The following is a 22,817-nucleotide window of genomic DNA, read 5'->3' on the forward strand; positions in this document are numbered from 1 at the left end:
GCACGCACCGGCAGGGCCGGGGGCGCCGAGCCGGGCGCCCCGACCGGCCACGCCGGGGCGGCAGTCGGGCACGCCGGGCCGGCTCCCGCTCCCTCCGCCGCCGTCCGGGCCCCGTATTCCCGAACGCGGCGGTGGGAGCGGAGGGTCAGCCCGCGGCCGCTATCTGGGGTGCGGGGCGCTGGAGTTCGACCTCGCGGCGGCGCCGGCGGGCCAGCACCACGCGCCGCTCGGCGGCCGTCATCCCGCCCCACACGCCGTAGGGTTCGGGCTGCATCAGGGCGTGTTCACGGCATTCGAGCATCACCGGGCAGCGCGCGCAGACGCGCTTGGCTGCTTCCTCGCGGGACAGCCGGGCCGCCGTCGGCTCCTTGGACGGGGCGAAGAACAGCCCCGCCTCGTCACTGCGGCAGGCGGCCTCCGAGTGCCATGGGCCGCCGAGATCCCGCGGGTGGCCTGGCGGGAGGGTCGGTTCCATGACGGGCTCGATCGGTTGAAGCACGGGAAACTCCTGACGACGGCTCGGCGAGGACCGCGCGTGCCGTCGCCTGACCGGCGCCCGGACAGGGCGCGCCGGGGCAGCGGCGCGGCGGCGTGCTCCATCCCCTACCCGCTGTACGCGACTTCATGCGCACCGTGGTCGCCTGCGGCACACCCGCACCACGGCTGCCGCCGGCCTCACTCGCCGAGCTGCTTGCGGCCCCTCTTCGTCCAGTCGGAGACCTTCTTGCCGCGCTTGGCCTTGGCCTCGACGCCGCCCCAGAAGGCGAATCCGTCGACCCGCACGACCGGCGCGCCCGGGTCCGGCGCCTCGAACGCCTTGACGTCCGAGCCGCCCATGATCCCGACCACGCCGCCGCCGCGCAGCGTGACGTTCTCCGGCAGCTTGATGCTGACGCCGCCCATGATGGCGGTGCAGTGGATGACCAACTCCGGTGACGTGAAGGTGGCTTCGGTCAGGTCGATCTCGACGCCGCCCATGATGGCCACCGCGGTGATCCGGTGGCCCACCCGCCAGCGGCCCTTGCGCTCGGCGCCGCCGAGGATGCCGACGAGGTTGGGGTTCTCGCCGCCGCCGTCCGCCGCGTACGCGCGCGGCGCGGGGGCCGGCTGCGGGCGCGCGGCGGCTCCGGCCGGCAGATCCCGGACGAGCGGCTCCAGTTCACCCAGGGTCTTCGCGGCGTAGACGCGGTCCAGGCGCTCGGAGTGCTCGGCGGCGTCCAGCCGGCCCTCGGCGAGCGCGTCACGCAGGATGTCGGCGACCCGGTCCCGGTCCGCGTCCGAGGCCCGCAGATCGGGCGCCCCGTCGGGCAGGCCGGTGCGGACCGGCGGGTTCGCCGGCTGCTGCGGGCGCTTCTGGAGCTGCGATTCATCCACCCGACCACCGTACACAGACGCGATAGATCGCGACTACCCCGAGGCACGCCGGAGCGCACCCGGAGCCGCCCCTTAGGGGGCGCGCCCCGCCCGGTCCGCCGCGGGTCGGAGACCGCCCCGGCCCCGGGGGCGATGGGAGCCCGGCGGGCGGCATCCTGACGCGGGGCTCCGGGCGGAAGGACAGCCGAACGGGGGCGGATCGGCGTCACATCTCATTGACCGGGCCGGCGGGCACCGGAATGCTCGGACGATGCTCATCAACCGGGACTACCGGCGCTTGTGGACCGGCCAACTGGTCTCCCAGACGGGCGACTTCGTCTTCAGCACCACGCTGGCCCTGTGGATCGGCACGGTCGTGCTGGCCGGCCGCTCCTACGCGCCCGTCGCGGTCTCCGGCCTCGTCGTCGCCGTCGCGGTCGGCACGCTGCTGATCGGCCCGCCGGCCGGGGTGTTCGTCGACCGCTGGGACCGGCGGCGCACAATGCTGGTCGCCGACCTGGTGCGCGCGGCCCTGGTCGGCGCGCTGACCGTCGTGGCGTTCCTGCCGGACGGGACGCTGCCCGAGGCGGTGGTGCTCGGCGCGGTGTACGCGACGGTGTTCCTGGCCACCGCCGCCGCCCAGTTCTTCAACCCGGCCCGGTTCGCCCTGATAGGCGAGGTGGTCGGGCCCGGGGAGCGCGCGAAGGCCGCCGGGATCGGCCAGGCCACCCAGGCCATCGCCTCCATCGCGGGGCCGCCGCTGGCGGCCCCGCTGCTGTTCGCGGTGGGCGTGCGGTGGGCACTGCTGGTCAACGCCCTGTCGTTCCTTGCGTCGTTCGCGGCGGTCCGCGGCGTGCGGACGGCCGCGGGGCGGGCGGCCGCGAGCCGGGCGGGAGACCCCGCGGACGCCGACGACTCCGGCCCGGAAGCCCCCGAGGGCGCACCGCCCGTGGGGACGAACGGCGTTGCCGCACCCGGCGGCCAAAGCCACGCCTGGCACGCCGAGTTCACCGCGGGACTGCGCCTGGTGGCCGGCAGCCGGGTGCTCCTCGCCCTGCTGGTCGCGATGGTCCTGGCGACGGTCGGCACCGGCGCGCTGAACTCGCTCAACGTCTTCTTCGTGACCGACAACCTCGGCGTCGCCTCCCGCTGGTACGGCACCCTGGAGATGGCGGAGGGGGTCGGGCTGGTCGGCGGCGCGCTGATCGCGGCGGCGGTGGCCGAACGGCTGGGCGCGCACCGGGTGTTCGCGGGCGGGCTCGCGCTGACCGGCGTGGGCGTGATCGTCTACTCCCGGCTGACCGGCATCGGCCCGGCCCTGGTCACCCTGGCCCTGTGCGGCCTGCTGCTGGCCGCGCTCAACACCGCGGCGACGCCCGTGCTGCTCTCCTCGGTGCCGCAGTCCCACCTGGGCCGGGTGATCGCCGTGATCAACCCGGTCCAGCAGCTCGCCGCGCTCGTCGGCGTGGCCGCGTCCGGCTGGCTCGCCAGCACCGCGCTGCACGGGCTGGACGCGGACGTGGCCGGAGTGCACTTCGGCCCGATCGACACGATCTTCACGGTCTCCGGGCTGCTGGTCACCGCGGGCGGCGTGTACGCCGCGGTGGCGATGCGGGGGCTGCGCGCGGGAGCGGCGGAGCCCGGAGCCGAACCGGAGCCCGCGCCGGCCGCCGAGCCGGCCGCGTCCTGACCGTCGCCGGGCCGGGGCCGCGCCCCTCCCCGGGCCGGCATCGCGCCCCGGCCGCGGGTGAGCCGTACCTCACGCAGGGATGAGCCTTACCTCACAGGTTCCGGGCCGCCCGGACGTTCTACGCTTGGTGCGCTTCAGCGTCGACGCAGCCGAGTGAGGAATGCCCCTTATGCCCGAGTTCGCCTATACGGATCTGCTCCCCCTCGGCGAGGACACCACCCCGTACCGCCTCATCACCTCCGAAGGGGTCAGCACCTTCGAGGCGGACGGCCGCACCTTCCTCAAGGTCGACCCGGAGGCGCTGCGCCGGCTGGCCGCCGAGGCCATGCACGACATCTCGCACTACCTGCGGCCGACCCACCTGGCCCAGCTGCGCCGGATCCTGGACGATCCCGAGGCCAGCCCCAACGACCGCTTCGTGGCGCTCGACCTGCTGAAGAACGCCAACATCGCCGCCGCGGGCGTGCTGCCGATGTGCCAGGACACCGGGACCGCGATCGTCATGGGCAAGCGCGGCCAGAACGTGCTGACCTCCGGCGGCGACGAGGAGGCGCTGTCGCGCGGCATCTACGACGCGTACACCAAGCTGAACCTGCGCTACTCCCAGATGGCCCCGCTGACCATGTGGGAGGAGAAGAACACCGGCTCCAACCTGCCCGCGCAAGTCGAGCTGTACGCGACCGACGGCGGCGCGTACAAGTTCCTCTTCATGGCCAAGGGCGGCGGCAGCGCCAACAAGTCCTTCCTGTACCAGGAGACCAAGGCGGTCCTCAACGAGGCGTCGATGATGCGCTTCCTGGAGGAGAAGATCCGCTCGCTGGGCACCGCCGCCTGCCCGCCGTACCACCTGGCGATCGTGGTCGGCGGCACCAGCGCGGAGTTCGCGCTCAAGACCGCCAAGTACGCCTCCGCTCACTACCTGGACGAGCTGCCGGCCGAGGGCTCGCCGGCCGGGCACGGCTTCCGGGACAAGGAGCTGGAGCAGCAGGTCTTCGAGCTGACCCAGAAGATCGGGATCGGCGCGCAGTTCGGCGGCAAGTACTTCTGCCACGACGTGCGGGTGGTCCGGCTGCCGCGGCACGGCGCGTCCTGCCCGGTCGCCATCGCGGTGTCCTGCTCCGCCGACCGGCAGGCGCTGGCCAAGATCACGCCCGAGGGCGTCTTCCTGGAGCAGCTGGAGACCGACCCGGCGCGCTTCCTGCCGGAGACCACCGACGAGCACCTCGACGAGGACGTCGTCCGCATCGACCTCAACCGGCCGATGGCGGAGATCCGCGCCGAGCTGACGAAGTACCCGGTCAAGACCCGGCTGTCGCTGTCCGGCCCGCTGGTGGTGGCACGGGACATCGCACACGCGAAGATCAAGGAGCGGCTGGACGCGGGCGAGGAGATGCCGCAGTACCTGCGCGACCACGCGGTGTACTACGCCGGCCCGGCCAAGACCCCCGAGGGCTACGCCTCCGGTTCGTTCGGGCCGACCACGGCCGGGCGGATGGACGCCTACGTCGAGCAGTTCCAGGCGGCCGGCGGCTCGATGGTGATGCTGGCCAAGGGCAACAGGTCCCGCCAGGTCACCGACGCGTGCGCCGCGCACGGCGGCTTCTACCTCGGCTCGATCGGCGGCCCTGCGGCCCGCCTCGCCCAGGACTGCATCAAGAAGGTGGACGTCCTGGAGTACGCCGAGCTCGGCATGGAGGCCGTCTGGAAGATCGAGGTCGAGGACTTCCCCGCCTTCATCGTCGTCGACGACAAGGGCAACGACTTCTTCACCGACCCCGCCCCCGCCCCCACCTTCACCTCCATCCCCCTCCGCCCGGGCGCCTGACCCACCGGGGCTTCCCGCCCGCACGGCGCGCCGCCGTCCGGTCCGCGAAGGGGCCGGACGGGGGCACCGGGGGAACAAAAGCCGCCGGGGCGGGCACTGTACGGGGTATGGGTGATGACGCATTCCGGGTGGAGCACGACTCGATGGGGGACGTGCGGGTGCCGCGCGAGGCGAAGTGGCGCGCGCAGACGCAGCGGGCGGTGGAGAACTTCCCGATCTCGGGACAGCGCATCGAGCGGGCGCACATCGCGGCGCTGGCCCGGATCAAGGGCGCGGCGGCGAAGGTCAACGCCGGGCTCGGGGTGCTGGACCAGGACGTCGCCGGGGCGATCCAGGACGCGGCGGCCGAGGTGGCCGACGGCCGGTGGGACGACCACTTCCCGGTGGACGTCTTCCAGACCGGCTCGGGCACGTCGTCGAACATGAACACCAACGAGGTCATCGCGACCCTCGCGACCGAGCGGCTGGGCCGCGACGTCCACCCCAACGACCACGTCAACGCCTCGCAGTCGTCCAACGACGTCTTCCCGTCGTCGATCCACATCGCCGCGACCGCCGCGGTGACCGGCGACCTGATCCCGGCCCTGGAGCACCTCGCGCGCTCGCTGGAGGCGAAGTCCGCGGAGTTCCAGGACGTGGTGAAGGCCGGCCGCACGCATCTGATGGACGCCACGCCGGTGACCCTCGGCCAGGAGTTCGGCGGCTACGCCGCCCAGGTCCGGTACGGGGTCGAGCGCCTGCGGGCGGTGCTGCCGCGGCTGGCCGAGCTGCCGCTGGGCGGCACCGCGGTCGGCACCGGCATCAACACCCCGCCGGGTTTCTCGGCCGCGGTGATCGCCGAGGTCGCGAGCACCACCGGCCTGCCGCTGACCGAGGCCCGCAACCACTTCGAGGCCCAGGGCGCCCGGGACGCGGTGGTGGAGACCTCCGGGCAGTTGCGGACCATCGCCGTCGGCCTCACCAAGATCGCCAACGACCTGCGCTGGATGGCGTCGGGCCCGCGCACCGGCCTCGCCGAGATCAGCCTGCCCGACCTGCAGCCCGGCTCGTCGATCATGCCCGGCAAGGTGAACCCGGTGGTGCCCGAGGCGGTGCTGATGGTCGCCGCACAGGTCACCGGGAACGACACCGCCATCGCGGTGGCCGGCGCCGCCGGCAACTTCGAGCTGAACGTGATGCTGCCGGTGATCGCCCGCAACGTCCTGGAGTCCGTGCGGCTGCTGGCCAACGTCTCCCGGCTGCTCGCCGACCGCACGGTCGACGGCATCACCGCGCACCCCGAGCGGGCCCGCGAGTACGCCGAGTCGTCCCCGTCCGTGGTCACCCCGCTCAACCGCTGGATCGGCTACGAGGAGGCCGCCAAGGTGGCCAAGAAGGCGCTGGCCGAGCGCAAGACGATCCGGCAGGTGGTGGTCGAGGGCGGCTACCTGGAGCGCGGGCTGCTGACGGAGGAGCAGCTCGACGCGGCGCTCGACGTGTTGCGTATGACCCGTCCGTGACCAATGATCCGTAAGCTCTGTTCATGACAGCCGACGTCGACTCATCGATCCTGAACGGACAGCAGCGGCACTTCTGGGCCCCGGGCGACCAGGTGCTGTGGCGCTATCGCGGCAACGGCACCGACGCGGTGCACATCTGCCGGCCCGTGACGGTGGTGCGTGACGACGCGGAGCTGCTGGCGGTGTGGATGGCGCCGGACACCCCGGTGGTGCGGCCGGTGATGGCCGACGGCACGCCGGTGCACCGCGAGCCGCTGGCCACCCGCTACCGCAAGCCGCACGTGCCGAGCGTGGAGCGCTGGTGGGGCGCGGGTGTGCTGAAGCTGGCCCGGCCCGGCGACCCGTGGTCGGTGTGGCTGTTCTGGGACCCTGGATGGCGGTTCCGCAGCTGGTACGTGAATCTGGAGGAGCCGCTGCGCCGCTGGTCGGGCGGGGTGGACTCGGAGGACCACTTCCTGGACATCACGGTGCAGCCCGACCGCAGCTGGCAGTGGCGGGACGAGGACGAGTTCGCGCAGGCGCAGGCGGACGGGCTGATGGCGGCCTCGGTCGCGGCGGGCGTGCGCGAGGCGGGGCGGCGTGCCGTGGGCGCGATCACCGCCTGGGAGTCGCCGTTCCGCGACCGCTGGCAGGACTGGCGGCCCGATCCCCGCTGGCCGGTGCCGGCGCTGCCGGCGGACTGGGACCGGCCGGTCGCTTGAGCGCCGTCTGAGGACCGCCCGAGGACCGCCCGAGGCGCCGCCCGCCGCGCCGCGGACGTCCCGCGGCAACGCGCCGGGAGTCCCGCCGGAACCCGGCGGGCGACACGGGGAACGCCGCGCCGGCGGCCCGCCGCAGGTCCGCGGCCCGGCGGCCGGGAACCGCGGAGCCCCTTGTTGCGTCCCTGTCGGTCAACCGTAGGATCGTGCTCCGGAACACTGCACAATTGCCCGGCGCGCAACGGAGTCTGACGCGGCGTCATGGGCATGTTGCGGCCGGCGCACGTCGCAGCACAGCCAGCACACCCCGATGACGCCCTCGCCGGGCGTCCACCGAACGGATGAGCAGTCAGGGAGGCCCTGAGCAGTGGGTACGGGCGGCTACGAGCACCTGGAGAGGGACCGGACCGGTCAGGCGGAGGCGTTCGACGCCATCGGCGACCGGTACGACGAGGCTTTCCCGCACAAGGAGGGCCAGATCGAGGCCGGGGGCTGGCTGACCGCCTCCCTGCCCAAGGGCGCCCGGGTGCTCGATCTCGGCTGCGGCACCGGGATGCCGACGGCCCGCCAGCTCACCGACGCGGGCCTGCACGTCACCGGCATCGACCTGTCACCCGGCATGCTGGCGCTGGCCCGGCGCAACGTGCCGGACGCCGAGTTCGTCCGGGGCGACATCGGCGACCTGGTGACCGGCGGCCCGCTGGCCCCCGGCAGCTTCGGCGGCGTCGCCGCGTTCTTCACCCTGCTGATGCTGCCGCGCGCGGAGATCCCCTACGCGCTGGGCGCCATCCACCGCCTGCTGGAGCCCGGCGGGCTGCTGGCGCTGTCCATGGTCGAGGCGGATGTGGACGATATGCAGATTCCGTTCCTTGGTCACACGATCCGGGTATCCGGATACCTACGGGACGAACTGCACCACGTGGTGACGGATGCGGGTTTCGAGGTGATCAAGGAGGAGTCGTACGCCTACGCGCCGGCCAGCTCCGACGTGCCGCCGGAACTGCAGCTCTTCCTCTACTGCCGACGTGCCTGACCTGGCCGGGCCCGAGCTCCGCCGCGCGGTGGTCGCGGCGGCGCACCGACGGACGGAACGACTCGCGTGACCACGGACCAGCCCCGCCCCTCTGCCGCGCCCCTCGACCCGCGCGGCGGCTTCGGCCTGGACGGCCTGCCGCAGTCCCCGGCGGGGCCCGCGCCCGCGGCCGCTCCCGGCCACCCCTGCCCGCCCCCGCAGGACCCGCACGCGCGCGGCGGCGACCCCGCGGAGTCCGCGGAACCGGCCGCCGAACACGGCAAGCGGGACGGTCAGGGCACGCCCGGCGAACAGGTCAACCAGGGCGAACCGGTTGAGCCCGGCGATCACCCTGGGTCCACGGACGGCTCCGTACCGCAGTCCTCCGGGGCGGGGGGCGGGCCGGCCGGACCCGACCCCGCCGACCCGGGCACACGCGGTGCCCCTGGGTCGTATGGTGAGCCCGTGGCCGGACAAGAAGCGGCAGAACCGCAGGGCGCGGCGAGCCCCTATCTCGACCTGCCGACCGCTCCTGCCCACGGCGCGGCCCCGGCCTCCGCCCAGGGGTCCGCGGACTCCCGGGACGAGGAACCGCACGGGCCCTACGGCCGCGAGTACGGGCAGGAGTACGGCCAGGAACCGTCCGGGCAGCCGCCGCGCGAGGAGCGCGGCCGGCGAGCCGACGACCACCTTCCGCCGCTGCCGCCGATCCCGGCGCACGGCAGCGGCTGGGTACCGGGAAGCACGGAAGGCAGCGAACCGTTGGGCGCGTTCGTCAGCACGCCGCCGCGGGGGACGCCGCTGGAGGCGGCCGGGCACCCCGGTGACGAGGACTCGGTGGGCATGCGCATCCCGATGCCCGCGCAGACCGGCCCCGAGGCGGACCGGCTGCGGTACGTCGGGGCCGCCACCCGCCGGATCGCCCGCGGCCTGGACCTCGACGAGATCCTGCTGGGCCTGTGCCGGTCCGCGGTGCCGGCGTTCGCCGACGCCATCCTGGTCTACCTGCGCGACCCGCTGCCGGTCGGCGACGAGCGGCCGTCGGGTCCGCTGCGGCTGCGGCTGCGCCGCGCGGACGGCGGCCTCGACGACCCCGACCCCGCGCTCGACGCCCCGGTGGGAGCGGTACCGCTGCTGCCCGCGCTGGAGCCGGCGTACAGCTCCGAGTCCATCGGCGTGCTGCTCGACGGACCGCTGGCCGAGGTGCTGCGCGGCGTCCGCCCGGTCTTCGCCGAGTCGCCGCGGGCCGCGGACGCGCTCGCCGAACTCCTCGGCAACCCCGACAGCCCGCTGCCCGGCGGCCGCCGGGCGCTGCTCGCGCCGCTGCGCGGCCGCCGCCGGGTGATCGGCGCCGCGGTGCTGCTGCGCCGCGCCGACCGGCCCGCGTTCGAGGCCGACGACCTGCTGGTGGCCGCCCAGCTCGCCACCCACACCGCGCTCGGCGTCGACAAGGCGGTGCTGTACGGCCGCGAGGCGTACATCGCGGACGCCCTGCAGCGCGAGATGCTGCCCGACTCGCTGCCGCAGCCCACCGGCGTCCAGCTGGCCAGCCGCTACCTGCCGGCCGCGGAGTCGGCCCGGGTCGGCGGTGACTGGTACGACGCGATCCCGCTGCCCGGCAGCCGGGTGGCGCTGGTGGTCGGCGACGTGATGGGGCACTCCATGACGTCTGCGGCGATCATGGGCCAGCTGCGCACCACCGTGCAGACCCTCGCCGGCCTGGACCTGGCGCCGCAGGAGGTGCTGTACCACCTGGACGAGCAGGCCCAGCGGCTCGGCCAGGACCGCATGGCGACCTGCGTCTACGCCGTCTACGACCCCATCGCGCACCGCATGGTGGTGGCCAACGCCGGCCACCCGCCGCCGGTGCTGCTGCACGCCGACGGGCTGGCCGAGGTGCTGCGGGTGCCGCCCGGCGCGCCGATCGGCGTCGGCGGCGTGCCCTTCGAGGCGGTGGAGCTGCCGGCGCCGGCCGGCGCCACGCTGCTGCTCTACACCGACGGCCTGGTGGAGTCCCGCAGCCGCGACGTGTGGGGCGGTATCGAGCTGCTGCGCGAACGCCTGCACGACGCGGCGACGGTGGTCTCGCCGCCGCCGCTGGAGCCGCTGTGCGACGAGGTCCTGGAGATCCTCGGCCCAGGCGACCGCGACGACGACATCGCGCTGCTGGCGGCCCGGTTCGACGGGATCGCGCCGAGCGACGTGGCGTACTGGTTCCTGGAGCCGCAGGCGCAGACCGCGGGCCGGGCCCGCCGCCTGATCCGGCAGGCGCTGCGCCGCTGGAACCTGGAGGACCAGCTGGACGCGGCCGAGTTGCTGGTGAGCGAGATCGTCACCAACGCGGTGCGGTACGCCGAGCGGCCGATCACGCTGCGGCTGCTGCGCACCGACGTGCTGCGCTGCGAGGTCGGCGACGACGCGCCGCTGCTGCCGAGGATGCGGCATGCCGCGCCCGAGGAGGAGGGCGGCCGCGGGCTGTACCTCGTCAACCGGATGGCGCAGCGCTGGGGAGCCACCCGCCTGGGCGCAGGCAAGGTCGTCTGGTTCGAGCTGCCCATCATCTGACGTGAGGGGTCGCCTCCGCGGCGGGCCCGCCGGACACGGCGGGGCGCGCCGCGGCGGCGCTTCGGGCGTGCGGGCGGGCGCGACGAGTCGCGGCGCCGCGCGCACTCTGGGAATCGGGGCCGCGGCAGGACGAGTTCCGCTGGGGCCCATGCCCTCCCGACGCAGCCCCGGGGTAGGTGTCGACACCCCGATCCCCGGGGCTGCACCTCCCCCTGCGGGGGTGCTCCCCCTCCACGTACTACCCCCACCATCCCCCCGTCCAAGGCCGCGCCCTTCCCCGGCCGAGGCCCGGCCCTCCCCCCGCGCTACCTCCGCCACCTCCCGAGCCGAGGCCCGGCCCCTCCCCGCGCTACCTCCGCCACCTCCCGAGCCGAGGCCTGCCCGCCTCACCCTGCGGAGTACGGCAACCATCAGGGGCGCGGGGAACTGCGCGACCAGCCCACCACCGGCCGGTGGTCCGGGACGGACCGAACTGCCCCTTCGGGGCGGTGACGACCCGCGGCGCCGCGCGGGCTGAGCGCGCAGTTCCCCGCGCCCCTGGCGGGGCACGTCCTGCCCCACGGGGCAACGTCGCCGTCGCACGGCCCGTGGGGGGCTATCCCCGCGCACCTGGCGGGGCAGCGCATGACCCGCGAGGGGGCGTCGCCGTCGCACGGCTCGTGGGGGGTGCGAGGAGCCCGCGGCCAGCGTATGCGCAGAGGGTATACACGGCGTGTATACGCATCGTGTAGTGTGACCGCCATGTCAATCGGTCACACCCTCCTCGGACTCCTGGAGTCCGGCCCGCGCCACGGCTACGACCTCAAACGCGCGTTCGACGAACGCTTCGGGCACGACCGCCCGCTGGCCTACGGGCAGGTCTACTCGACGATGGCCCGGCTGCTGAAGAACGGCCTCGTCGAGGTCGAGGGCATCGAGCCCGGCGGCGGCCCCGAACGCAAGCGCTACGCCATCACGGACGCCGGCATCACGGACGTCGAGACATGGCTGGCCCAGCCGGAGAAGCCGGAGCCGTACCTGCAGACGACCCTGTACGCCAAGGTCGTCCTCGCACTGCTCACCGGCCGCTCGGCGGCCGACCTGCTGGACACCCAGCGGGCCGAACACCTGCGGCTGATGCGCGAGCTGACCCGGCGCAAGTCCTCCGGGGACCTGGCCGACCAGCTGATCTGCGACCACGCCCTGTTCCACCTGGAGGCCGACCTGCGCTGGCTCGAACTGACCGCCGCCCGGCTCGACCAGCTCGCCGCGGAGGTGGCCAAGTGACCACGGAACCGCTCCTGCTGGCCACCGACGTCCGCAAGGCGTACGGCCGCACCATGGCCCTCGACGGGGCCGAACTCACCGTCCGCGCCGGCGAGGTGGTGGCCGTGATGGGCCCCTCGGGCTCGGGCAAGTCCACCCTGCTGCACTGCCTGGCCGGCATCGTCAGGGCCGACTCGGGCGAGGTCCGCTACCGCGGACGCGACCTGACCACCATGTCCGACGGCGAGCGCAGCGCCCTGCGCCGCAGCGACTTCGGCTTCGTCTTCCAGTTCGGCCAGCTGGTACCGGAGTTGACCTGCCTGGAGAACGTGGCCATACCGCTGCGGCTGGCCGGCGAACGCCGGAGGTCCGCGGAGGCCAAGGCCGCCGCCTGGCTGGAGCGGCTGGAGGTCGAGGACGTCGCGGGCCAGCGGCCCGGCGAGGTCTCCGGCGGCCAGGGCCAGCGGGTGGCCGTGGCCCGCGCCCTGGTGGCGGGGCCGCGGGTGCTCTTCGCCGACGAGCCGACCGGCGCGCTGGACTCGCTGAACGGCGAGCGGGTGATGCGGCTGCTGACCGAGGCCGCGCACGACACCGGCGCCGCCGTCGTCCTGGTGACCCACGAAGCGCGGGTCGCCGCCTATTCCGACCGGGAGATCGTCGTGCGGGACGGGAAGTCGCGCGACATGGAACGGGTGTCATGAGCGCGCCGCACGAGCCGTTCGCCGGTTTCGACGCGGCGGTCTCCGGCGGCCGCCCCGCCCCGCCCGCCAACTCCCGTACGGACCTGGGCACCTGGGCGCGGGATCTGGCCATGGGCGCGCGTTTCGCCGCCGGCGGCGGACGGGACGGCTGGACCCGGACCCTGCTGACCGCGGTCGGCGTCGGCCTGGGCGTCGCACTGCTGCTGCTGGCCGCGGCCGTCCCGCCGATGATGGACGTCCGGGACCACAAGCGGGTCGCACGCGACGCGATGTCCGGGGGGTTCATCGCCAGACCCTCCGACCGCACGCTGCTGATCGCCGACGCGAACACCACGTTCCACGAGAAGGACATCACCGGGCTCCTCGTCAAGCCCGAGGGCCCGAAGGCGGAGCACCCGCCCGGCGTCGCCGCGCTGCCCGCCCCCGGGCACATGGTGGTCTCCCCCGCGCTGCGCCGCCTGCTGGCCGCCAACCCGCTGCTGCGCGAGCGCATCCCGTACACCGACGACGGACTCATCGGCCATGCCGGTCTGATGGGCCCCGCCGAGCTGTACTTCTACGCCGGCAGTGATCGGTTGACCGCCCGGAACTCCGCCTGGACGCAGGGCAACGCGATGCGCATCGACGGGTTCGGGCACCACAGCAACTCCCAGGTGATGGGGCCGACGTTCGACCTGCTGCTGATCGTCATGCTGGTCGTGCTGCTGCTGCCGGTCGCGGTGTTCATCGGCACCTCGGTGCGGCTCGGCGGCGAGCGGCGGGACCGCCGGCTGGCCGCGCTGCGGCTGGTGGGCGCCGACTCCCGGATGACCCGCAGGATCGCGGCCGGCGAGGCGCTGTTCGGGGCACTGGTGGGGCTGGTGTTCGGCGGGGCGCTGTTCCTGGTCGGCCGGCAGCTCGCCTCCCATGTGACGATCCGCGACATCTCCGCGTACCCCGCGGACATGACGCCGCAGACCGGCCTGACGGTGCTGGTCGTGCTGGCGGTGCCGGTGGCCGCGGTCGCGGTGACGATGCTGAGCCTGCGCGGCACCGTGATCGAGCCGCTGGGCGTGGTCCGGCAGGGTGTCGGCCGGCGCCGCAGGCTGTGGTGGCGGCTGCTGATCCCGGTGGTCGGAGTCGGGCTGCTGGCACCGCTGTTCGGCACCGTCCAGGGCGACAGCCAGCTCAACACCACGCAGGTCGCGGTCGGTGCGGTGATGGTGCTGGTCGGGGTGACCGCCGTCCTGCCGTGGGTGGTCGAGCGCGTGGTCGGGCTGCTGCGCGGCGGCCCGGTGCCCTGGCAACTGGCGACCCGGCGGCTGCAGTTGAACAGCAACGCCGCGGCCCGCATGGTCAGCGGCGTGACCGTCGCCGTGGCGGGGGCCATCGCGCTGCAGATGCTGTTCACGGCCGTCAGCGGCGACTTCGAGCGGGTCACCGGCGCGGACCCGTCCAGGGCGCAGCTCCTGGTCAGCTCGGATCTCGAAGACGGCGGCCGGGCACCGCGGTTCATCCAGCAGATCGCCGCGACCAAGGGCGTCAGCCAGGCGCACGGTTACCTCGACGCGCAGGCCACCCGGCCCGACGCGGCACGGGCGCACGACGGCGACTTCCCGTACCTGCCGGTGCAGGTGGGCGACTGCGCCGCGCTGCGGCAGATGGCCACGCTGCCTGTCTGCGCGCCCGGCAGCGTCTTCATCGTGCCGCCGGTCGACGGCGGCGACGACAGCGGGGTACGGCGCTATCTGCGTCCCGGCGCCCGGCTCGACCTCAACCGGCCGGAGCAGGACACCTACACGGGCACGCCGCGGCTGTGGACGATCCCGGCGAGCGCGACCGCGGCGGTGTCCAGGACGGACCCGACGGGCTCCCACGCGTGGGGACTGCTCGCCACCCCGCAGGCCCTCCCCGGCGACCGGCTGGTCCGGCCGTCGGTCGACGTGACGGTCTCCCTGGCCCGGAACGAGCCCGAGGCGATGGAGTACGTGCGCAACACCGGCGCCCGGCTCGGCCTCGGGGTGAGCGTGATGAACCTGCGCTCCACCACCCCGAAGGCCGCGTACACCCAGCTGCGGCGCGGGCTGGTCGCCGGGGCGGCGCTCACCATGGCGCTGATCGGGGCGAGCCTGCTGGTGATGATGCTGGAGCAGCTGCGCGACCGCAGGAAGCTGCTCGCGGTGCTGGTGGCGTTCGGCACCCGGCGCAGCGCGCTGGTCTGGTCGGTGATGTGGCAGACCGCGATCCCGGTGGTGCTGGGCCTGGTGCTGGCCTGCGCCGGCGGACTCGGGCTGGGCGCGGCGCTGCTGGCCATGGTCGGCCGGCCGTTCCACATGGACTGGGGCGCGATGGGCCTGATGTCGGCGATCGGCGCGGCGGTGGTGTTCTCCGTGACGCTGCTGAGCATGCCGCCGCTGTGGCGGATGATGCGGCCCGACGGGCTGCGCACCGAGTGAGCCGCGCGGGGTGACACCGCACGCCGGGGCCCGGCCGTCGGCTGACGGCCGGGCCCCGGCGTGTCGTCGTGACGAGGTACGGACGTCCCGTCCCGTGCGGCCCCGCGCGGGGACGGTCCGTGCCCGCGCGGGCCGCGGTCAGCCTGCGGGGGCCTCCGCGGCCGGTGCCTCGGCGGGCTCGGCCATCGCCGGGACGGCGGCCTGGGCGGGCTCAGCGCCGCCCCCGGCGGGCGGCTGCGGACCGCCGGCCGCGGCGGCCGAGGCGGCCGCTGCGGTCTCGTCAGCGGGCTGGACGGGCACCCCGGCGGCCGCGGCGGCGGTCTCCTTGGCGTGGGCCCGCAGATAGCCGACGACGGTGTTGCCGACGGCGACCAGCGGCACGGCCACCACCGCGCCGCCGATCCCGCCGATCATCGAGCCGGCCGCCACCGACAGCACCACGGCCAGCGGGTGGACCCGCACGGCCCGGCCGAGGATGAACGGCTGCAGGATGTGGCCCTCGATCTGCTGCACGGCCAGCACCACGGCGAGCACCAGCACCGCGCTGAACGGGCCCTCGGTCACCAGCGCCACGACGACCGCGATCGCGCCCGAGGCGACCGCGCCGACCAGCGGGACGAACGACGACAGGAAGATGACCACGGCCAGCGGCACCGCCATCGGCACGCCGAGGAAGAAGATCCCGATGCCGATGCAGATCGCGTCGATCAGCGCCACGATGACCGTGCCGCGCACGTAGTGCGTCAGCGTCGTCCAAGCGCGCGGTCCGGCACCGGCCAGCCCGTCGCGGGCGGCCTCGGGGAACAGCTTCAGCACCCAGTTCCAGATGTTGGCGCCGTCGTAGAGCAGGAAGATCGTGCTGAACATCGCCAGCAGCATGCCGGTGAGCAGGTCGACGATGAACGTGACGCCCTGCAGGCCGGCGTCGGTGAGCTGCGTGGTGTTGTGCTTCAGCGCGTTGCTCAGGTTGTTGGCGACCTGGTTGATCTGGTCGTCGGTGACGTGGAAGGGGCTGTTGAGCAGCCACTTCTTGCCCTCGGAGATACCGTCCTGAAGGCTGTTGGACAGGCTGTCGACGTTGTCCATCACCTGCCAGACGACGAACCAGCCGACCAGCCCGATGACGATGAAACCGCCTATGCAGACCATCGCGGTAGCCAGCCCGCGCGGCACCCCCATCCGCTTGAGCCGGGCGACGAACGGCTGCAGCAGCGCGGTGATGAGCAGCGAGGCGGCGAACGCCAGCACGACCAGCTGGACCGAGCCGATGACCCGCATGAGCACCCAGACGGTGCCGGCGAGGATCAGCAGCCGCCAGCCGACCTCGGCGGCGACCCGCATGCTCCACGGCACGACCGCGGCCGGGCTGCCCGGTTCCGGCACCCGCTGGGCGGGCACGGTGCGCGTCAGGGTCGCGGGGGCGGCCGGTGCCGCCGGCCGCGCGGGCTCCTGCTCCGGCGCGGCGGGGGCGGGACGTGCCACCGGCTCCGCGGTGGCGGAGCCGGCGTCGAACCCTGCTGCGGCCGCGGGCGGCCCGGGGTCGGTGACGGCCTGTTCGGCCGCGTCGCGGGCGCTGACGACCGCCTGCCGCTCCTCGATGCGCCCGGCGAGGTTGGCCAGCCCTGAGGCCAGCGCGACGCTCCAGTGGCGCTTCTCCGGCATGCTGCTCTCCCCTGACCCCTTCGGCCGCCTGTGACACGGCTGTGCCACCGCACTGCTGTGGGAGACGACGTTACCCGGAATCCAGGTTGCTCAGGCCGCAGGACGGCGTGACATCCCGTACGGGGAGAGCAGACCGCGGGCGGCCTAGTAGTAGCTGTGCGCCTGCCAGAACTGCCAGGCGCCGCAAGGGCTGCCGTAGCGGCTGTTCATGTAGTTCAGGCCCCACTTTATCTGCGTGGCCGGATTGGTCCGCCAGTCGGAGGCGACCGAGGCCATCTTGGTGCCGGGGTTGGCCTGGACCAGACCGTAGGCGCCGGAGGACGGGTTGACGGCGGTGTACCGCCAGCCGCTCTCCCGGGTCACGATGTTGGAGAAGCAGGCGTACTGGTTCGACCCGACGATCTGCTTGGCCATGGCCTGGACTTCGGCGATCGTGTACGAGGCCTGGGTCGGGAAGCTGGCCCGCGCGTCGCCGCGGCTGGCCGCGGCTTCCGTCCGCGCCTTGGCCGCGGCCACCTCGTCGGCGGCCTTCTTCTTGGCTGCGGCGTCCCTGGCGGCCTGCTTGCGAGCGGCCTGCTCGGCGCTCTGGCGCGCTGCCGTGTCAGCGGCGTCCGACTGAGCCTGAACCTGCTCGGTCAGCGAAGCCTGCTGAACCTGCTGCCCCTCGGGGATGTCCGCGAGGAGGGTCGTCGTGCCTGCCGCTTCCACGGGCTCGGTGGAGCCGCCCTTGTCAGCGCCCGACGCGACGCCGACGACGGCGCCCACAGTGGTGACTGCCGTGGCCGAAGCCACCGCCAGTCCCCGGACCGAGATCCGGCTCACACGGTTTCCTTCCGGAGTCGCCCGCTTGGTGACCGCACGGACGCAATCGTGCCCCTGGCTCGGTCCCCCTGTCCGGTCCGCCGTACGGGCCGGTCGGTCACGGGGGCGCTGGCCCGGTGCGAAGTCCCTGGCGGGTTCCGCGTGTTGCTCGGGCGGCTCATGGCGGTCGCTGTGCTGTTGTGTGGTGCTGGTCCTGAACCCGGAGGCGCAGGGGTGCCAATGAGCGGGGCCTGACAGCCGTACACCCTGCCGCACCGGGACGCGTCGCGGCAATTTCCGGTTGAGTGGCAAAGCTCACACGCTGCGGACGGCGGTAATTACCTGCGTGGAGCGCGGGCAAACGCTAGGCTGCTGCGCCCTCTTCCGAGGGCGCAGCAGCCTCAACTCGTATGATTTACCGCCGAATCGGACGCGGCGGCCCGCTCGTCACCCGACGCCGTCCTCCAGCATCTCCGTCACGAGAGCAGCGATCGGAGACCTTTCGGAACGCGTGAGCGTCACATGCGCGAACAGCGGATGGCCCTTCAGCTTCTCGACCACCGCGACCACGCCGTCGTACCGCCCCACCCGCAGGTTGTCGCGCTGCGCCACGTCGTGGGTGAGCACCACGCGCGAGCCGGCGCCGATCCGGGACAGCACGGTCAGCAGCACGTTGCGCTCCAGCGACTGCGCCTCGTCGACGATCACGAACGCGTCGTGCAGCGAGCGGCCCCTGATGTGGGTGAGCGGCAGGACCTCCAGCATGCCGCGGGCCACGACCTCCTCCACGACCTCCTTGGTGGTCACCGCCGACAGCGTGTCGAAGACGGCCTGCGCCCACGGGCTCATCTTCTCCGCCTCGGTGCCGGGCAGATAGCCCAGCTCCTGCCCGCCGACCGCGTACAGCGGCCGGAAGACCATCACCTTGCGGTGCTGGCGGCGCTCCAGGACCGCCTCCAGGCCCGCGCACAGCGCCAGCGCCGACTTGCCGGTGCCGGCCCGGCCGCCCATCGACACGATGCCGACGTCGGGGTCCAGCAACAGGTCCAGCGCGATGCGCTGCTCGGCGCTGCGGCCGTGGATGCCGAACGCCTCGCGGTCGCCGCGCACCAGCCTGACCCGGCCGTCCGCGGTCACCCGCCCCAGCGCCTTGCCGCGCTCGGACTGCAGCACCAGGCCGGTGTGCACCGGCAGCCCGACGGCCTCGGCCAGCTCCACGGTCTCCTGGGCGAACAGCGCGTCCACGTCGTCGGCGGGGATCTGCAGCTCCTCCATCCCCGTCCAGCCGGACGTGATGGCCAGTTCGGCGCGGTACTCCTCGGCCAGCAGGCCGACCGAGGACGCCTTCACCCGCAGCGGCAGGTCCTTGGACACGACCGTGACGTCGTAGCCCTCGGCCTGCAGGTTGCGGGCGACCGCGAGGATGCGCGAGTCGTTGTCGCCGAGCCGGAAGCCCGCGGGCAGCACCCCGGGGTCCGAGTGGTTGAGTTCGACACGCAGGGTGCCACCGATGTCCCCGATGGGGATCGGCGCGTCGAGCCTGCCGTAGCGGATCCGGAACTCGTCGAGCAGCCGCAGCGCCTGGCGGGCGAAGTAGCCGAGTTCCGGGTGGTGGCGCTTGGCCTCCAACTCCGTCACCACGACGACGGGAAGCACCACCTCGTGCTCGTCGAACCTGGCGAAGGCGTTGGGGTCGGCGAGCAGCACGCTGGTGTCGAGTACGTACGTGCGCCGGTCGTGATCACGGCGGTTCTTGCTGGTCACCACGTGTGGACGAACCCCCTCGGGAGAGGTGAGTCTGCGGTCCGGCAGCCAAGGTCCGGATGCCGGTCTGCCTGTGGTATGCCCGGGAAAACGCGTACCCATGCGAATGCATATGACAGTCATCCGAAGGTCATCGACCGGTCACTGACCGCTCACCGGCTCTTCGGTGTCCGCAGCGGAACCGGAAACGCCACTGGCGGGGCGGTTTCCGGCCGCTCCCGCACCCCTGGCGCCCGGCTACGATCCGTAGCGCCGGTGGCGTGCCGCGTAGTCGCGCAGCGCCCGCAGGAAGTCCACCTTGCGGAACGCGGGCCAGAAGACCTCGCAGAAGTAGTACTCGGAGTGCGCGCTCTGCCACAGCATGAATCCGGACAGCCGCTGCTCGCCCGAGGTGCGGATCACCAGGTCCGGGTCGGGCTGGCCGCGGGTGTACAGGTGCTCGGCGATGTGCTCGACGTCCAGGATCTCGGCCAGGTCCTCGATGGAGGTGCCGCGCCCGGCGTGCTCGTGCAGCAGCGACCGGACGGCGTCCGCGATCTCCTGCCGCCCGCCGTAGCCCACGGCCACGTTGACCAGCAGCCCGGTGGCGCCGTCGGTGGCCTGCTCGGCCTCCTTCAGCACGTGCTGGGTGTGCGACGGCAGCAGGTCCATGGTGCCGACGTGGTGCACCCGCCAGCGGCCGGCCGCCGCCAGGTCGGTCACCGCGTCCTCGATGATCCCCAGCAGCGGGACCAGTTCGTCCGCGGGCCGGTCCAGGTTGTCGGTCGACAGCAGCCACAGGGTGACCACCTCGACGCCGGTCTCCTCGCACCACCCGAGCATCTCGGCGATCTTGTCCGCGCCGGCCCGGTGGCCCTGCTCGGTGGTGCCGCCGGCGGCCTTGGCCCAGCGCCGGTTGCCGTCCAGGATCACGCCGACGTGCTTGGGGGCCTGCGACACATCGAGCCGGCGCTCCACCCTCCGGGAGTACAGCCCGTACACCAGGTCGCGCAGATTCATCGCGTACCAGCCCCTCCTGCGCATCGACGCCCGGCGGTAACACTACTGCGCTGACGCCCCGGCGGACGAACCGGGGGCGCCGGCTCCCGGCCGGGGTAGTAAGCGGTTCAACCTCCCGTGATAAGGAAGAGAACGTGAACATCCGCACCCTTTACCGCGCCTCCGACGAGCGCTACGACTCGATGGAGTACCGCCGCACCGGCCGCAGCGGCCTCAAGCTTCCCGCCATTTCCCTGGGCCTCTGGCACAACTTCGGTGACGACCGCACGCTGGACTCCCAGCGCGCGATCCTGCGCCGCGCCTTCGACCTGGGGATCACCCACTTCGACCTGGCCAACAACTACGGCCCGCCGTACGGCGCCGCCGAGGCCAACTTCGGCACCCTGTTCGCCCAGGACTTCCGTGCCTACCGCGACGAGCTGGTCATCTCCACCAAGGCCGGCTACGACATGTGGCCCGGCCCGTACGGGGAATGGGGCTCGCGCAAGTACCTGCTGGCCTCGCTCGACCAGTCGCTGGACCGGATGGGCCTGGACTACGTCGACATCTTCTACTCGCACCGCTTCGACCCCGAGACCCCGCTCGAGGAGACCATGGGCGCGCTGGCGTCCGCGGTCCGGCAGGGCAAGGCGCTCTACGTGGGCATCTCCTCCTACGGCCCCGAGCGCACCCGCGAGGCGGCGCGCCTGCTGCGCGAGATGGGGGTGCCGGCGCTGATCCACCAGCCGTCCTACTCCATGATCAACCGCTGGATCGAGGACGACGGCCTGCTGGACGTCCTGGAGGAGGAGGGCATGGGCTGCATCGGCTTCGTGCCGCTCGCCCAGGGCCTGCTGACCGACCGCTACCTCGGCGGGATCCCCGAGGGCTCGCGCGCCGCGCAGGGCAAGTCGCTGGACCCGTCGCTGGTCAACGAGCAGACCGTGACCCGGCTGCGGGCGCTCAACGACGTCGCCGCCTCCCGCGGCCAGTCGCTGGCCCAGCTGGCGCTCAGTTGGGTGCTGCGCGACCAGCGGGTGACGTCGGCCCTGATCGGCGCGTCCTCGGTGGCGCAGCTCGAGGCCAACGTGGCCGCGGTGGGGGCGCCCGCGCTCACCACCGAGGAGCTCGCCGAGATCGACCGGCACGCGATCGAGCCCGAGGGCGTCAACCTCTGGTCCGTCAGCAGCGACGCCTGATCCTCGCCCGACCCTCTTCCCGCCCCTGAGCGGGACCCCGCGGGGAACGGCGGCCACCCGGCCGCGGTTCCCCGCGGTTCCTTTCGCGGCGGGGATGCGCCGGACCCGGCCCCTAGGCCAGCAGGAGGGCGGCGAACGCGCCCGCGAGGATGAACGGGCCGAACGGGATGGGGGTCTTGCGGTCCGCGCGGCGCGTCACGATCAGCGCGAGGCCCAGAACGGCGCCGAGGCCGAACCCGAGCATCGTCCCGACGAAGACCGTCCCCCAGCCGTACCAGCCGAGCGCCAGGCCCACCGTGGGCGCCAGCTTGACGTCCCCGAAGCCCATCCCCGACGGGTTGACGAAGAACAGCACGAAGTACAGCGCCCCCAGCACGGCCGCGGCGATCAGCGCCCGGGTCCACGAGCCGTCGTGCGACGGGAGCAGGGCCGCGCCGCCCAGCAGCAGCGCCGTGCCGCCGAGCGCCGGCAGCGTGAGGACGTCCGGCAGCCGGAACACCGTCAGGTCCACCCGGGCCAGCACGACGCCGACCGGCACCAGCAGCAGCCAGACCGCGAGTTCGGGGTGCGCCCCGACCGCCGCCGCCAGCGCCGCACAGGCGACCGCCGAGGCCGCCGCGAGCCCGTAGCCCGGACCGTAGGGACGGCCCTCCGCGCACTGCGGGCACCGCGCGGGGCCCAGCCAGCCGCGTATCGGATGCCCCTCGGGGCACTGGGACGCCCACGGCTGCTCCGCGTCGACCGCGAGCCGGTACACCGCCCGCGGCAGCAGCAGCCCTGCGGCTATTCCCCAGGCGGCCGCGCCCACGATCAGATAGACATGCACCGGGCGACCGTACAGGAGCCGTTCGGGAGGCTGTATGCGCCGGCGCTGGCAGGACGGCGAGGGCACGCTGCGGACACCGGCCGCGGAGGTGCCGCTGCTGATCGCCGCGTCCTACCGGGCACGCACCCGCGGCCTGCTCGGCCGCGACGGCATCCGGGGCGCGATGCTGCTCACCCCCGCATCGAGCATCCACACCGCCCGGATGCGCTTCGCGATCGACGTCGCCTACCTGGACCGCCGCCTGCGCGTCCTCGCCGTACGCACCATGCCCCCCGGCCGGATCGGCCTCCCCCGCCTGCGCGCCCACCACGTCCTGGAATCCGAAGCAGGCGCGATGTCCACGTGGGGAGTGGTACCCGGCGCCGTCCTGGAGGTCGTGGGGGTGGGGAGGGGGAGGTAGGGGGTGGGGTGAACGGATCGGGTGGGCGTGATCGGTTGCCGTAGCTCGCAAGGTGGACGGATCGGCTGGACGTGATCGGTGCGGGTAGCTCGAAAAGTGAACGTCCTGGCCCTTTTTTGCCGGCCTCTCGCCGCCGGGCCCTTAGACCCGGTGTCTGCCGGTCG

At 73.5% G+C, this 22,817-nt stretch carries 18 protein-coding genes; 11 read left to right on the forward strand and 7 right to left on the reverse strand.

From position 1 onward, the window contains the following. Positions 1-145: 145 nt before the first annotated feature. Both ACH4TG_RS31040 and ACH4TG_RS31045 read right to left on the reverse strand, forming a co-directional pair. Positions 146-475: a WhiB family transcriptional regulator gene (locus ACH4TG_RS31040; RefSeq protein ID WP_398245915.1), complete on the reverse strand. Its 330-nt coding sequence runs from the start codon at positions 473-475 to the stop codon at positions 146-148. Positions 476-675: 200 nt separating this feature from the next. Next, positions 676-1,374: a DUF1707 domain-containing protein gene (locus tag ACH4TG_RS31045; RefSeq protein WP_398245916.1), complete on the reverse strand. Its 699-nt coding sequence runs from the start codon at positions 1,372-1,374 to the stop codon at positions 676-678. Positions 1,375-1,624: 250 nt separating this feature from the next. Here ACH4TG_RS31045 and ACH4TG_RS31050 point away from each other — a divergent pair, with 250 nt between their 5' ends. From ACH4TG_RS31050 to ACH4TG_RS31090, 9 genes are all read left to right on the forward strand, one after another. After that, positions 1,625-3,043 (forward strand): MFS transporter, encoded by a 1,419-nt coding sequence (locus ACH4TG_RS31050; protein ID WP_398245917.1) that lies wholly within the window; start codon positions 1,625-1,627, stop codon positions 3,041-3,043. Positions 3,044-3,212: 169 nt separating this feature from the next. Then, positions 3,213-4,868, forward strand: a complete 1,656-nt coding sequence (locus ACH4TG_RS31055; protein ID WP_398245918.1) for a fumarate hydratase — start codon at positions 3,213-3,215, stop codon at positions 4,866-4,868. Between the two features lie 107 nt (positions 4,869-4,975). Then, a complete protein-coding gene (locus tag ACH4TG_RS31060; protein ID WP_398245919.1) occupies positions 4,976-6,367 on the forward strand; it encodes a class II fumarate hydratase in 1,392 nt (463 codons plus the stop codon). Positions 6,368-6,390: 23 nt separating this feature from the next. Then, positions 6,391-7,068 (forward strand): DUF402 domain-containing protein, encoded by a 678-nt coding sequence (locus ACH4TG_RS31065; protein ID WP_398245920.1) that lies wholly within the window; start codon positions 6,391-6,393, stop codon positions 7,066-7,068. A gap of 364 nt (positions 7,069-7,432) precedes the next feature. After that, positions 7,433-8,098, forward strand: a complete 666-nt coding sequence (locus tag ACH4TG_RS31070; protein ID WP_398245921.1) for a class I SAM-dependent DNA methyltransferase — start codon at positions 7,433-7,435, stop codon at positions 8,096-8,098. Between the two features lie 444 nt (positions 8,099-8,542). Further along, positions 8,543-10,642, forward strand: a complete 2,100-nt coding sequence (locus tag ACH4TG_RS31075; RefSeq protein WP_398245922.1) for a SpoIIE family protein phosphatase — start codon at positions 8,543-8,545, stop codon at positions 10,640-10,642. 741 nt (positions 10,643-11,383) lie between these two features. Continuing rightward, entirely contained in the window at positions 11,384-11,908 is a 525-nt protein-coding gene (locus tag ACH4TG_RS31080; protein WP_398245923.1) for a PadR family transcriptional regulator, read from the forward strand. A 53-nt stretch (positions 11,909-11,961) separates the two neighbouring features. Continuing rightward, positions 11,962-12,588 carry an ABC transporter ATP-binding protein gene (locus ACH4TG_RS31085; RefSeq protein ID WP_398245937.1) on the forward strand — a complete coding sequence of 209 codons (627 nt, stop codon included), beginning with the start codon at positions 11,962-11,964 and terminating at the stop codon, positions 12,586-12,588. After that, entirely contained in the window at positions 12,585-15,023 is a 2,439-nt protein-coding gene (locus ACH4TG_RS31090; RefSeq protein ID WP_398245924.1) for an FtsX-like permease family protein, read from the forward strand. The genes ACH4TG_RS31085 and ACH4TG_RS31090 overlap by 4 nt, the downstream gene beginning before the upstream one ends. Positions 15,024-15,161: 138 nt before the next feature. Here ACH4TG_RS31090 and ACH4TG_RS31095 read toward each other — a convergent pair whose 3' ends face one another. The 4 genes from ACH4TG_RS31095 to ACH4TG_RS31110 all read right to left on the reverse strand — a co-directional run bounded on the left by ACH4TG_RS31095 (position 15,162) and on the right by ACH4TG_RS31110 (position 20,249). Further along, complete coding sequence (locus ACH4TG_RS31095; RefSeq protein WP_398245925.1) at positions 15,162-16,685, reverse strand: AI-2E family transporter; 1,524 nt, start codon at positions 16,683-16,685, stop codon at positions 15,162-15,164. A 144-nt stretch (positions 16,686-16,829) separates the two neighbouring features. Then, the gene (locus tag ACH4TG_RS31100; RefSeq protein ID WP_398245926.1) at positions 16,830-17,507 is read right to left on the reverse strand and encodes a transglycosylase SLT domain-containing protein; all 678 of its coding nucleotides are present in this window, start codon (positions 17,505-17,507) and stop codon (positions 16,830-16,832) included. A 426-nt stretch (positions 17,508-17,933) separates the two neighbouring features. Continuing rightward, positions 17,934-19,253: a PhoH family protein gene (locus tag ACH4TG_RS31105; protein ID WP_398245927.1), complete on the reverse strand. Its 1,320-nt coding sequence runs from the start codon at positions 19,251-19,253 to the stop codon at positions 17,934-17,936. A gap of 234 nt (positions 19,254-19,487) precedes the next feature. Next, positions 19,488-20,249, reverse strand: a complete 762-nt coding sequence (locus tag ACH4TG_RS31110; RefSeq protein ID WP_398245928.1) for an isoprenyl transferase — start codon at positions 20,247-20,249, stop codon at positions 19,488-19,490. A 134-nt stretch (positions 20,250-20,383) separates the two neighbouring features. On the opposite strand from ACH4TG_RS31110, the gene mgrA reads away from it, so the two are divergent. Next, entirely contained in the window at positions 20,384-21,427 is a 1,044-nt protein-coding gene (mgrA, locus tag ACH4TG_RS31115) for an L-glyceraldehyde 3-phosphate reductase (RefSeq protein WP_398245929.1), read from the forward strand. 112 nt (positions 21,428-21,539) lie between these two features. Here mgrA and ACH4TG_RS31120 read toward each other — a convergent pair whose 3' ends face one another. Continuing rightward, complete coding sequence (locus ACH4TG_RS31120; protein WP_398245930.1) at positions 21,540-22,253, reverse strand: prepilin peptidase; 714 nt, start codon at positions 22,251-22,253, stop codon at positions 21,540-21,542. Between the two features lie 34 nt (positions 22,254-22,287). On the opposite strand from ACH4TG_RS31120, the gene ACH4TG_RS31125 reads away from it, so the two are divergent. Then, on the forward strand, positions 22,288-22,653 hold the full coding sequence (locus tag ACH4TG_RS31125; protein ID WP_398245931.1) for a DUF192 domain-containing protein: 366 nt from the start codon (positions 22,288-22,290) through the stop codon (positions 22,651-22,653). Positions 22,654-22,817: the final 164 nt, after the last annotated feature.

This window comes from Streptomyces sp. NPDC020917 (genome assembly GCF_044333795.1).
Taxonomy (GTDB): domain Bacteria; phylum Actinomycetota; class Actinomycetes; order Streptomycetales; family Streptomycetaceae; genus Actinacidiphila.